This window comes from Metallosphaera sp. D4-4 (genome assembly GCF_046245145.1).
GTDB lineage: Archaea > Thermoproteota > Thermoprotei_A > Sulfolobales > Sulfolobaceae > Metallosphaera > Metallosphaera sedula.
In genome coordinates this window covers 756,666-769,512 of record NZ_CP176412.1, presented here as the reverse complement: position 1 = coordinate 769,512, position 12,847 = coordinate 756,666, and the positions used below count along the sequence as shown (strand labels likewise).

The window sequence follows — 12,847 nt, the reverse complement described above, 5'->3', positions numbered from 1 at the left end:
CGCTTCGCAGTCAGCATTTTATCATGTCATCTTCTTTCTTCCCATACCTCAGGAATTATGTCTCTCCTAGGAATTTCTAGTTGCTCTAAACTTTAAAGTGTGTTAAAGGGATTATTACTTAATGAAAAGCGAGTCGAGGAAACTTGTGATACCCTGTGAAACTGCTATGAGAGATGTGATACCAGCAATAAAAGCGCTTCTAGTAAAGGAGTTAGTTAAGCAGGGAGAATCTCAATCACATGCTGCTTCCCTTTTAGGTCTCACTCCGGCTGAGGTAAGCTATTATCTAAAGGGAAAAAGGGCCGAGGGAGAGTACAAGACAATCCTCGAGAATGACGAGGAATTCATGGAAATGATAAGGCATTACACAAGCAGGCTTCATGAGGCGGATCAGGTAAATATTTGCCCCCTATGTAGCTTAGCCAGGAAGAAGTTGGGAATTATGGATTACTCCTGCCCCTATGACTGGTAAACCTGGCGGGGCTAAGACTTAAAAGGACTGGTTTAAGACCCTTGACCTAGTTCTAAGACTCCCTTGACCTGATCCTCGTCGTACTCCAGCTTAAATCCTAGTTTCTTGCCTATCCTTATCATCGGGTAATTCTCTGGAAGGGTGTAAAACTTGACCTTACTTATACCCATCTTTTTCGCCCTCCTTATGAGTTCTGCAACCAATTCAGTTCCTATTCCTCCTCTCCTCTGATTGGGTTTCACCGCAACTGAGAACTCACCATCATCGTAGAGAGTGGCCTCGCCGACTATTTCTCCATCAATCTCTGCCAGCAAGGTGATGTGATCCTGTCTACTGAAGAGTTGCTCTATCTCCTCGTGAGATACCCTATGGAACGAGAAAAAGCGCATGTAAAGATCCTCAGGAGTCAGTGACTGATATAACCTGTAAATCCCCTCTATATCGCCTCTAGTTGCCTCCCTGATGGTCAAGGGCAAGCTTATACTCTCCGACATAAGTTTATGTTTCTATTCTAGAATTTAAACCCTTGCCATTTCCCTCATAGACATTAGTCGATCGAGTGAAGCTTCAGCAGGTTGGTCCTACCTGACTCCATCTTAGGATCCCCTGCTACAATGACCACATTACCCTTAACTCCCAGTTCCCTACATTTCCTTTCGAGGATAGAGACTAGATCATTGAGGTCGCTGGCACCCTCCTCTAAGGATATGGGAGTGACTCCCCAACATATCTTGAGCCTTCTGGCTACCTTGATATCTGGAGTGAAGGCTAGAATCATGGCCTTAGGCCTAAGCCTTGAAACCCTTATGGCTGAGAGACCACTCCTGCTGTGAACCACTATTACGTGGGACTTGGAGAGCTCTGATAGCGACGAGGAAGCATAGGCAACTGCGTCGTCTGGACTCCTCATGGGTGATGGACTTAGGGGTTTAACCTTGTCCTCTGATGAGGAAATTATTTGATCTAGATATTGGACTGCCTCAACGGGATACTTGCCAACGGCAGTTTCGTCGCTGAGCATTATGGCGTCCACACCCTGGTACACCGAGTTGGCGATGTCAATTACTTCTGCCCTGGAAGGTAAAGGGTTGCTTACCATGGACTCTAGTACCTGGGTGGCAAGAATGACCGGTTTTCCCAGTTGTTTTGATATCCTTATAATCTTGCGTTGAACATATGGCAGATTTTCCAAACCAATCTCGACCCCTAGATCTCCTCGAGCCACCATAACTCCGTCGCTTTCCTCCACAATCCTGAAGAGCCTCTGTACAGCTTGACCTTTCTCGATCTTAGAGATAATCCACGCTCTTCCCTGTATCTTTTCCTTGGCCTTCATCACGTCATTTTCACTAAGCACGAATGAGAGTCCTACGTAATCTGCTCCTAGGGATAGGGCCTCCTCCATTAGCTTAAAGTCATTTTCGGTAAGTCCAGAATCAAGGGCCATGTCGGGGATGTTAATTCCTTTCCTGGAGGTGAGAGTCCCTGGAGTTAACACTATCCCCCTTACCTGGTCTCCAGAAACCTCCTTGATCCTTATCTTTATGAGACCATCTGCCAGAAGAATGATTGAGCCCGGTTTTACGCTCCTATAGAACAGCGGTTCTTGAACCACTATCCCTTCGTCGGGAGAGAAGAGAACCTCCTCGCCCATTGTAAGCTCCATTTTTCCTATATCCCCTACCCTCAGCTTAGGACCTGGAAGATCAGCAAGAATGGAGGAATCGGGAGCCCCAGACCTCAAAAGTTCAAAGTACCTGGCATGGGAGTCGTAATCCCCGTGTGCCAAGTTAACTCTAAAAATGTCCACCTTATCCTTAAGCTTAGGGATCAAACCCTCAGTGGAAGGACCTAGTGTGACGACAATTTTCGTCCTTCGAGTCATGTTATTCTTGGGAAAATCTGGTTAATATCTCTGCAAGCCTCCTTAAGTCCCTTTTCGCACGCTTGCTTCAACAGTTCCTGTTCCTTTTTCCTATTCCCGATCTTCCCGTATGCAGAGGCCAACTTGAGAAGGAGTGGAGCAGGAATCTCACCAGCCTCTGCCAAGATCTTGTCCAGCTGATCCTCCCTTCTTTTCTGCACTAGGGCCGAAAGGGCCAAGTCAACGAACTCAGAGTCCTTACCAGCCCTCATGAAACAGGAGATCACTCTCTTCAGATTGCCACAGGCGGTCACATCAAATATCTTACCTATGGCGTTTAGCGTCTCCACCACGTATGCACAGTCCGCTGCATCAATCACGTTACAGATTACCCAATTTGCCTCCTTGATGTTGGAGGAGTTCACGGTCTTTTCGATTATTTCAACTCCTCGCTTCACATCTCCTGAGATAATACTTTCCTTTGCTTCCATGAGAGATTTAACAAGTTCCCTACTCTCGGTTACCATGAGTAATATGTTTCGCCAAGGCTTAAATGGTTATACCAGGATCTTACCCACTAGAGCGTAACCTGTCAACGTACCTTGAAACATATCCGAGGGTGCTCCTCTTCCCTAGCGCCAGTTCGCTGGCGTAATAGCCCATAGCTGGGGCATAACTCCACCCTAACCTGCATGCGCCAGTTGCAACCACAACATTATTCAGCCTGCCCATGATAGGAAAACCGTCCGGCGAGCAAGGTCTGAAACCCATGTTCCTCTCTATTACCTCCTCCACCTTTACAAGGCTTGTGACCTTAGACAGGATGTCTGTCCTCCATTCACTTCCGTAATCAGCTGAGAATCCACCTGTAATCTTGACGTGGTCAGATAACGGGGAGACCGCAACGCCTTCATCCACGGTTACGAACGCGTTCTTTATCTTTGAACTGCCCTTAACCCATGCCCCATAGCCCTTAAACGCGGTAATTGGCAACTTCAAGAACTTGGTGATCCACACTCCGTTAGCCAGGATTATAACATCGAATTTCTCACCGTTCAAGGTGTAGCCCTTAAGATTGGGTTGAGCCTCCATTCCCTGAAAATTGACCCTCATCTGAATTAGCTCTCGTGTTATCCTTTTCACGAACTTCTCGGTTGCGATTCGGCTCAGCTCTGGAAAGAATATTCCTCCAGCAAACCCTGGAACTTCGGTCACCTCGAACTTGGGCGAAAAGGGACTCTGTTTCTCCTCCTTCTCTCCCTTCTCCAGCTCTTCCTCACTTGTATAAACCTCTAGAAGACCGTCGTTATGATAATCGAAATCGTTTCTTTCCTCTGACATTTGGGCGTAAGTGTCCAGGGATAGTCTCGCCATTTCCCTCATTAGTTCCCATGCCTCCTGAGGGGGTGACTTGTTTAGTGAGGAAAGAAGCTCGACTACCCACATTTTATTAAGTTGCCTTACCTCTGTGACCCCCCTCCTCATGAAACGTAACATCTTCGCTATCATGGAGGTTGTGTTAATCCTGTCAAAACGGTATGGCTCTATCAATCCCGCGGCATGAATAGAGTACTTACCAGGAGCAGGATCATACACCGTGACGGAGACTCCCTCCTTAGCTAGAAAATAGGCTGACATTAACCCAACAATACCGCCACCCACAATTCCTACCTTCATTTCATCTCCTCCAGGATCTTCCTAGCCCTCAATGAAACTGTAGAGTTGCGTTCTGTGAGCTCTTTCAAATAAATAAGATTTTGCTCAAGGTCGTCCCGCGTGAGCACCCCCTCATTAACAAGAAACTTCGCGAGGTTCCAGGCCATTAACCTTATGTTAGGCTTCTTATTCCTCAGGAACTCCACCAGCCTCTCCCTATCTCTAGGACCTACTATACCCAGCTTCACAAGGGTGGGAAGGAGTTTCCATGCCTTCTTCCTCACTGTGGGATAATAGCTCCTTAACATTCTCCAGAAATGTTGCCTGAGTCCAACGATCTCCTCCCTGGAGAGCAGGCCAAGCTCCATCACCTCCTGCACATGTTGCCATGCCGTTAACTTTATCCTGTCAGACTTGGAGGAAAATGCCTTTTCAAGTCCCGTAATCCCAAGTTCCTTATACACGTGGAGGTGTCTCCAGGCTTCTTCCCTCACTCCCTGAACCCTGCTCCAGAGGAGGGAACGAAGGTAGAACCTGATATCCTGAAGCCTCTTGGGCTCCTCCTTAAGGACCTCTTCCACTTTCCTCCATTCAGATTCCCTGACCTCTGGGTTCAGACTCTTAAGATTCCTTGGATTCAGTTCAACCACCTGAAGCAGTCTGCACGACGGTAAGTTTCTCGCCTTCCTTGATCCTCTCGTCCTCAAGGAGAGGAACTCCATCCCTTAACACGACTGAACCCTGTACCGTTAACCCTAGCTTCCTCACCAGATCCCTCACAGTGGAATTGGGGTTCAGTTCCACTTCCTTCTCCCTCTTTTCCCTAGGTAAGTACACGGTCACCTTCATCTCTCTCGCCTAAAGGTAGGCTGAGCCCCTATATTTAGCCATGACAAGTGCCCTGGAATAGCACTCAAGAGCTTGATTGGTGATGGCGTTCCACCTGAAGGTTGTATCCACTTTCCTTATGGCGTTCTCCCTTACCTTATCCCAGGATTTCTCCTTGATACTAGAAGATACTTGATTGAGTAACTCCTTATCTCCACTTTCGCTCGCCTTGGATAGCAGAAGAGCCTCCGTGAGACTTGACCTTAGGGAGTCTATATTTTCCCTTTCAGTGAGGAACCCATTTCCGTTTTGATCAGCTCTCACGTCGTCAACGATCTCGATAAGCCCTCCTACGGCCGAAGCCACAAGTGGCGTACCCAAAGCCATGGACTCTATGGCCGTGATTCCAAAGGGCTCCCATCTCGAGGGCATGGCCATAACTGAGGCTGAATAGTGCCACAGCTTAAACATGTTCTGGTCCATGGTGCTAACTGCAAGAATCCTCACGTTATCCTTGAGCTCTGATGCCCTGTCCACTATGTCCTGTAGAAGACCATAGTCATCTGATGGAATTCCTATTACCACTAGGCGAGCGTCTGGGATCCTGTCAACTACTCCCCTAAATGCCCTGAGTAGAAGGTCTATCCCCTTCTGGTAAACCAACCTTCCAGCGAAAAGAACTAACTGACCCTTTTGAAGTGGCTCATAACTCCAGTCATCCCTTATACCAAGTCTGTGCCTATTGGCCCACAACACGCTTCCAGTGGTGTAGTCGGATGGGACATACCTATTCCCTGATAGTGATGCAAATAGCTTCTCCCTTACACTCGCCCTATTATCTGTCCCCATCACTGAGTTAGCGTAAGCTTTAACCTGGTTCACATCCCAGTCTGTCCCGTTATATATTACGCACGACTTATTTTCAGCGAAGCTTCCCGAGAATGGAAGAACGTCATTGAAGAGGTAGTTTTTACTCACGGTTGTGATCAGGTCAGCCTCATAAAACCCGAACCTCTCAATCTTTCCATCGCATGAGTCCCACAGACTCCTGGTACTATTGAGCACGTGTTTAGAGACCATCCAAACGTAGTGGGCGTAGTTCTCAAGTCCTGCCCAATCCTCCGAGGCAAAGTGCCATGGTGCACCAACCTTGTTCAGCAGATGAACAGTGTACACCAGGGGAACTATTACTCTCCTCTCCTCTAAGCTCATCTTGGCCCTCACCCCAGGGAGAACGGCATGCCAGTCGTGGGCATGGATAATGGAAGGAATATTCTCAAGGCTTAAGGTAGAGACTAAATGCTCGATCCCCCTAGTCAGGAGGGCTGACTTCTCCATGGCGTGATCGTAAACTCCCCAGGAGTCTATCACCTTTCCTGTGTCGTAGTCTAATCCCTTCACCAGGATTAACTCGACACCCTCAATCTCTCCCCTTTCAAACCCCAGCCTGAATGGGTAATTTCCACCATCCATTCCCTTCCTGTTCCCCATGACCGAGGTGGGAATCTCCTGAAGCTTCAGTTTACTCCTATAGATACCGTCCAGATGTCTTCCGTGGCTCGGCATTATTACAGTGACCTTTTTACCCATCTTAACTAGAGACGTGCTCAAGGCGTAGACCGCTGAACCAAGCCCTCCAGAACTAGTTATCCCCCTGAACTCAAACGAAATCATCCAGACGCTATCCACGGATTCGGGGATCCAGAAAGACTCAATTCTTCTCATTGCAACCACTCCCTCAAGTACTTCAGGTGATCCTTAAGTGATTCGTCGCGCCTCACTATTTCCATGAACTGGTTCTCATCCCAAGCTACCCCAACTCTCTTCCCATCCTTGTAGAAGAAGAAGGGCTCATTCTTGATTCCTAGGTTTTCAAGTTCATCGTGAAGAAAGGAGTTAATGGCATAGAACTCATTTAGGAAGGCATCTATCGGGGAATTATATGCGTTGAAATACGAGTGGACCTCCCCTGGGCCACCACCCTCAGTGAACAAGTAGTAGTAGTTATCACTCGTGGTGAAGTATCTCCACGCCCTTAGAAAGTCGCCTCCTAGCTCCTTCGAGGTCATCTCAGATCTCCTAACTGCCTCGTCGTAGGCCCACTGCATTATGTTACCCAACCAACTTGTATGATCCTTTCTGATATCTGCCCATGAGGATATTCCGCTAACCTCAAGGTCATAGTAGGGACTACCCTCGACCTCCCTTGGTAGGACCATTTCCACTCCCTCCCTGTTGAGCTCCCTGGGCAACCATCTTAGGAACTCCAGGATTCCACTCTCCTTCCAGTGATGTTCCCCAAATGTCTCATAGTCCACGAAAATAGTGACTACCTGACCGGGGGAAGCCTTAACCCACGAGGAGTACTTCTCCGCGGTTAAGGGATACTGGTCCCAGTTGGGATTGGAGAACCTGAATGCAACGTCATCGCTCAAGGTGAAGTTTCTGGGTAAGATCGAGATTTTACCTCCCTTTCTCCTGTAGACGAAGTTTGGTGATCTCCCCCTCAACACGGAGTCCTTTCCCTCCATCATAATGCCCTTGAAACCCATGTTCTCTGCCTCCTCCACTATCACGGGACTAGTGAGTAGCTCGGTATTCTCGAACGTAACTGGGGTCTGACCTAAGAGTGACTTAACTGTTTCAACGTGAAGCTTTACCTGTTCCCTCCACTCTGTCCTATCCTCCCACAGCGAGGTGACGGAGTGATAGTAGGTCTGAGCCAGGAACTCGACCTTTCGCGTACTCGAGAGCAATTGGAGTAAATCTAGAAAATCCCTTCCCCATCTCTCAGCCTGTTCCAGCAGGGTCCCAGACACGGAGAAGAAGAACTTGATCTCTCTTCCCTCATCCTCTCCCGCCTCGATCTCCTCAAGGATGATGTTGGTTGCTGGAATGTAGCACTTGGCCCTCACGCGCTCAAATATTTCCCTGTTTAGTTTATCGTCGAAGTATCTTTCCTGCGGGGATCCCTTAAACCTAGGATTCCAGAAGGCGTCTTTCCTGATTCTGAAGGGTTGATGAACCTCAAAGCCCATTATTACCTTGCTAGTCATAATACACTTAAGTGAGATCTGATAAATAAAAGACATGCAATGGTCTCCTGAGGATATAAAGGTTATCATTCCCATTGGGGGAGAAGCAACGAGAATGCGCCCTTTAACCGTGGAAACCTCGAAGGCGACCGTGAGGCTTCTGAATAGACCCCTCCTCGAGTTTCCGATTCTTGAGCTCGCAAAGCAGGGAGTAAAGGAGTTCATTTTTGGCGTTAAGGGATACGTTAATTACAAGTCGCTCTTTGACACCTTCAAGGAGGGTATAGGATTTTCAGCGAGGTATAGGATTAAACCAAGGGTGCATTTCAAGTATCAACCTAGGGTTGACAGCGTTGGTAACGCGGACTCCGTAAGGATCAACATGGACTATTACAGGATAGATGACATCACGCTAGTGATCCAGGGAGATAACCTGATCAAGCTGGACCTAAAGAAGCTAGTGGACTATCACCTATCAAAGGGAGCGATAATGACTATCGTGCTCAAGAAATGGCACGACGTGAGAGAATTCGGGGTCGCAGAACTGGGAGAGGACTTGAAAATAAAGAGGTTCGTTGAGAAGCCCAAGGAAGGAGAGGCTCCATCTAACCTGATCAACACGGGAGTCTACGTCCTGTCTCCTAAGATAAGGGATATCTTCGCGAGTGATGAGGTTTCGGCCATGAGAGAGGAGGGAAAGATGGACTTTGGGAAGGATATAATTCCTTACCTAATCCAGAAAGGCTACCCAGTTTACGGTTACGTTACTGACTCCCTCTGGTTTGACGTCGGGACTCCTGAGAGGTACTTGGAAGCCATGAGGGTACTTCTGGAAAGCCTGGACGAACACGAAATGGGCGGGAAGAGGATAGATCAGTCCAAGAGGATATTTGTCCAGGGAACTAGCCCTGACTCCATAAGGAGGAGAAACGTGATAGCCATGAAGTATAGAAAGGGTAGGATGAAAATAGAGGGGAGCGTGCTCATAGGAAGGCACTGCCAGATCGGGAACAATGTTTACCTGGAGAACTCCACGATTGACAACTTCTCCATCCTCAAGAATAACGTCAGGGTTGTGAGGAGCTCCATCATGGACAGGGCATTCATTGGCGAAGGCGTCGTGATAGAGAACTCGGTCATAGCTAGACATGTGGAAATTAGGGGAGGGGCTAGGATAATTGGGAGCGTCATAGGTGACGATGTGGTGATAGATGCTGACACTGAAATAGTGAACTCGAAGATATATCCGCACAAAGTTATTAACGCGAATAGTAAAATACACGATACTGTACTGACTTAACATGAGACTTGCCAGCATTGGAAACGGAAAAATGCTAGTGAACTTTGATGACCACGGGAGGATTATTGACCTCTATTACCCCTATATAGGAATGGAGAACCAGACGTCTGGTATTCCCATAAGGGTTGCGCTCTGGGATGGGAAGAACGTCTATCTGGATGAGTCGTGGAAGACAGAGGTCTCGTACGAGGATGGAACCAATCTCGTGGAGGTCAAGTGGACCCTAGATAACCCAGGACTTGAAATAACTTCCTACAACTTCGTCGACGTGAATGAACCTGTGATGAATTCCATAATAAAGGTGTTATCCAGGGACGTTGAGGGAAAACTCAAGCTCTTCTTCGTTCACGACCTGAACATTTATTCCAATCCCTTTGGGGATACAGCGCTTCTGGACCCTGTTACCTGGTCCATGATTCACTACAAGTCCAAGAGGTACCTAGGAATCAAGCTCATGTCCACTGAAATGAACAACATGGAGTTCTCCGCAACCAAGGGCGATCCCTTGGAGGATATAAAGGACGGGAGATTGGATGGTAGTCCGATCTCTCACGGAGACGTGAAGTCCGCGGTGGGGGTGGAACTAAACCTCAGGAGTAAATCCTTCGTGAAGGCCTATTACGTAATAGGGGCGGCGAGGAACCTCGAGGAGTTGAGGAGACTTCTCGGTGAGGCGAACCCAGCCAAGATAGAGAGCAACTTCGTCTCAGTGTTCCAGTTCTGGAAGAGCTGGCTATCTAAGGGTAGCTGGACATCTGATCACGAGAGCTGGATATATAATGTTAGTCTCCTGACCGTGAAGAATCACATGGACATGAATGGATCGATCATAGCCTCCTCAGATTTCTCCTTTGTGAACATCTATGGGGACTCCTATCAATACTTCTGGCCTAGAGACGGGGCCATAGCTGCGCACTCGCTGGATGTTGCAGGATATGGAGAACTGGCCATGAGGCACTTCAACTTTGTGAAGGAGATTGCAAATCCCGAGGGTTATCTACACCACAAGTACAACCCCAACAGGACGCTTGCGAGCTCGTGGCACCCCTGGCTCTATAACGGGAAGAGGATCCTGCCAATACAGGAGGACGAAACTGCTCTCGAGGTCTGGGCCATAGGAAGTCATTACAGGAGGTATAAGGACTTGGACGAACTCACAGAGATTTACAGGAAGTTTGTGAAACCAGCTCTACAGTTCATGATGAGGTACACCGAGGACGGACTTCCAAAACCGAGCTTTGATCTGTGGGAGGAGAGGTATGGAATTCACCTCTACACCGTGTCAACGGTGTATGGAGGACTAGTCATGGGAGCAGAACTTGCCAAGGGAATGGGAGACGAAAGCCTTTCAGAGGACGCCCTAGACGTGGCCAAGACCATGAAGGAACAGGCCCTTTCCAGGCTGACAAACGGGAGGAGATTCATCAGGAGGCTAGACGAGAACTATCAGCCCGATCAGGTTGTGGACGCAAGCATGTATGCCCCGTACTACTTTGGGATGGTGGAACCAAATCATCCCATTATGATCTCCACCATGGAGGCCATAGAACAGAGGTTAATGATAAACGGTGGAATCGCGAGATACGAGAACGACATGTACCAGAGAAGAAAGGCTCAGCCCAATCCCTGGATAATCACAACCCTGTGGGTTGCTCAATACATGATAGATACTTCCAGGCTGGATAAGGCCAAGGATCTCCTGACCTGGGTTATGAAGAGGGCAACCCCCTCTGGTTTCCTTCCTGAACAGGTTGACCCAGAGACGTGGGTGTCTACCTCCGTCATCCCCCTTGTGTGGTCACACGCGGAACTAATAATTACATTAAATAAATACCACGGCAAATACTAACCGCATGCTCGACCCGAAGGAATGCGAGGACAGGGAGTGGATAATACCTACTGGGACCGGAGGTTACTCGTCCTCAACCTTCTGCGGAATAAACTCCAGAACTTATCACGGCCTGCTAGTTATACCGCAGGATCCACCTCACAGGAGATACATGACCCTGGCCAAGGTGGAGGATTTCGTTATAACTGACGGCCAAGAGTACCCCATGAGCACGAACCATTACCTGAACGACGTGTTTTATCCGGAGGGGTACAGGTTCCTGAATCACGTGGAGCGGGGAGAGAACTTTGTTAGATGGGACTTCCTTTTTGGGAATTCAAGGGTCGAGAGAACCCTGGTTGTGCACAGGGGTTACAACGCCATAACCCTGTCCTACGCTTCCCAGAGAGGGGTCTTCAGGCTATGTCCCCTAGTCACATACAGGAGTCATCACGTGGCTCTGAAGTCGGTACACCCGATCTTCACGTACAGACTTCTTCAGGACCACATTCTCCTTCTCGCGAATGGGATACCCTTCCTCAGGGTCAGGATAAGGGGAGACCACGTCCTCGATAAGACGGAGTACTGGTACTATAACTTCTTTTACCGTTTAGACTTCGAGAGGGGAACCAATTACCTGGAGGACCTGTACAATCCCTTCTGCGTGATCAGCAAGGGGAACAAGATTGAGATGGACTTCTACTGGGGGGAATTTGAGCCCGAGCAGAAAAGGGTTGGGTCCAAAGAGATCATGGACCTTCTTTCAAGTGCGGGGAAAAGCTTCGTCGTGAGAAGCGGAGACAAGTACGCGATCATTGCAGGATATCATTGGTTCGATGAGTGGGGAAGGGATACCATGATCTCCATGGAAGGGATTCTACTCATGAACGGGCTATATGAACAGGCTAAGAGCATCCTTCTGAGGTATTTCAACGCGCTTAACAAGGGTCTAATGCCCAATAACTTCCTAGGAAACAACGAGAGCGCCTATAAGGGAGTCGACGTTTCGCTTTGGGGAATTAATGCTGTGTATAAGTACTATCAGTACACGAATGACGTTGAGTTCCTGAAAAGGATATTTCCAAGAATGCTGGAGGTCGTGGACTCTTACTGGAAAGGGAACGGAGTCGTGGTGAACAAGGACAACCTTCTGTATCACGTTGGAGCACCTAGGACTTGGATGGACGCTCAATTTGATGGTGAGGTCGTGACTCCAAGGGAAGGAGCAGCTGTCGAGATTAATGCCCTATGGTACAACGCGTTAATGATCATGGACCAGATCTCCAAGAGGTTGGGAATACATGACGACGAGTTCGTAGAGAAGGCCGAAAAGGTGAGGTCGGCGTTCCTGGAGAAGTTTCCTTCGGAGGCTGGGCTATATGACTACATTGGATGGGACGATAAGCCGGGGAAGGAGATTAGACCCAATCAGCTGGTTGCTCTTGGCCTTCCTTACCCTGTGGTCTCCAAGGATATCGCCATGAGGGTACTGGAGGTGGTGGAGACGGAACTGTTGAGGCCATACGGGTTGAGCACCCTCTCCAAGCGGGATAAAGGTTACACACCCTTTTACAGGGGCGATAGGGCCAGTAGAGACAGAGCGTATCATAACGGCCCGATATGGCCATGGCTCGTGGGAATCTACGTTGATGCTAAGCTCAACTTTGAATACGATTCCCTCAGAATCAAGAACCTGCTGAACCAATTCAGTCCCCTTCTAGGAGTGGCCGTGAGGGAAAATGGATACGTTCCTGAGCTCTTTGAGGATATTCCTCCCTACAAGAAGGGCGGATGTATTGCTCAAGCTTGGAGTGTCGCAGAATTGAACAGGGCAATTAGAAATATCATCAATTACTCGTGAGGA

Annotated in this window: 12 protein-coding genes; 4 read left to right on the top strand and 8 right to left on the bottom strand. The window is 48.4% G+C overall.

Translation table 11 applies throughout. The features are described 5' to 3' along the window. Window positions 1–121 precede the first annotated feature (121 nt). A complete protein-coding gene (locus ACI49J_RS04375) occupies window positions 122–472 on the top strand; it encodes a transcriptional regulator (RefSeq protein ID WP_240252911.1) in 351 nt (116 codons plus the stop codon). A 32-nt stretch (window positions 473–504) separates the two neighbouring features. On the opposite strand, the gene ACI49J_RS04370 is transcribed toward ACI49J_RS04375, so the two are convergent. Genes ACI49J_RS04370 through ACI49J_RS04335 form a run of 8 tightly spaced genes read right to left on the bottom strand, consistent with a single transcriptional unit; the run spans window position 505 to window position 7,876 of the window. Beyond that, a complete protein-coding gene (locus ACI49J_RS04370; protein WP_240252910.1) occupies window positions 505–966 on the bottom strand; it encodes a GNAT family N-acetyltransferase in 462 nt (153 codons plus the stop codon). Window positions 967–1,019: 53 nt separating this feature from the next. Beyond that, a complete protein-coding gene (gene pyk / locus ACI49J_RS04365; RefSeq protein ID WP_240252909.1) occupies window positions 1,020–2,357 on the bottom strand; it encodes a pyruvate kinase in 1,338 nt (445 codons plus the stop codon). Beyond that, entirely contained in the window at window positions 2,354–2,863 is a 510-nt protein-coding gene (locus ACI49J_RS04360) for a DUF1955 domain-containing protein (protein ID WP_240252907.1), read from the bottom strand. Before ACI49J_RS04360 ends, pyk begins: the two co-directional genes overlap by 4 nt. Window positions 2,864–2,906: 43 nt before the next feature. Next, window positions 2,907–4,013 carry an FAD-dependent oxidoreductase gene (locus tag ACI49J_RS04355; RefSeq protein WP_240252899.1) on the bottom strand — a complete coding sequence of 369 codons (1,107 nt, stop codon included), beginning with the start codon at window positions 4,011–4,013 and terminating at the stop codon, window positions 2,907–2,909. Continuing rightward, window positions 4,010–4,714, bottom strand: a complete 705-nt coding sequence (locus tag ACI49J_RS04350) for a hypothetical protein (protein WP_318551983.1) — start codon at window positions 4,712–4,714, stop codon at window positions 4,010–4,012. The genes ACI49J_RS04355 and ACI49J_RS04350 overlap by 4 nt, the downstream gene beginning before the upstream one ends. Beyond that, on the bottom strand, window positions 4,635–4,841 hold the full coding sequence (locus ACI49J_RS04345; RefSeq protein WP_012021361.1) for a MoaD/ThiS family protein: 207 nt from the start codon (window positions 4,839–4,841) through the stop codon (window positions 4,635–4,637). The genes ACI49J_RS04350 and ACI49J_RS04345 overlap by 80 nt, the downstream gene beginning before the upstream one ends. 9 nt (window positions 4,842–4,850) lie before the next feature. Continuing rightward, window positions 4,851–6,545: a glycosyltransferase gene (locus tag ACI49J_RS04340; protein ID WP_240252895.1), complete on the bottom strand. Its 1,695-nt coding sequence runs from the start codon at window positions 6,543–6,545 to the stop codon at window positions 4,851–4,853. After that, entirely contained in the window at window positions 6,542–7,876 is a 1,335-nt protein-coding gene (locus ACI49J_RS04335; protein WP_240252893.1) for a glycoside hydrolase family 57 protein, read from the bottom strand. Before ACI49J_RS04335 ends, ACI49J_RS04340 begins: the two co-directional genes overlap by 4 nt. Window positions 7,877–7,910: 34 nt before the next feature. On the opposite strand from ACI49J_RS04335, the gene ACI49J_RS04330 reads away from it, so the two are divergent. The 3 genes from ACI49J_RS04330 to ACI49J_RS04320 are packed head-to-tail and all read left to right on the top strand — an operon-like array spanning window position 7,911 to window position 12,844. After that, the gene (locus ACI49J_RS04330) at window positions 7,911–9,155 is read left to right on the top strand and encodes an NDP-sugar synthase (protein WP_240252891.1); all 1,245 of its coding nucleotides are present in this window, start codon (window positions 7,911–7,913) and stop codon (window positions 9,153–9,155) included. Between the two features lies 1 nt (window position 9,156). After that, window positions 9,157–11,004: a glycoside hydrolase family 15 protein gene (locus tag ACI49J_RS04325; protein WP_240252889.1), complete on the top strand. Its 1,848-nt coding sequence runs from the start codon at window positions 9,157–9,159 to the stop codon at window positions 11,002–11,004. A 4-nt stretch (window positions 11,005–11,008) separates the two neighbouring features. Continuing rightward, entirely contained in the window at window positions 11,009–12,844 is a 1,836-nt protein-coding gene (locus ACI49J_RS04320; RefSeq protein WP_240252887.1) for an amylo-alpha-1,6-glucosidase, read from the top strand. The last annotated feature ends 3 nt before the right edge of the window (window positions 12,845–12,847 follow it).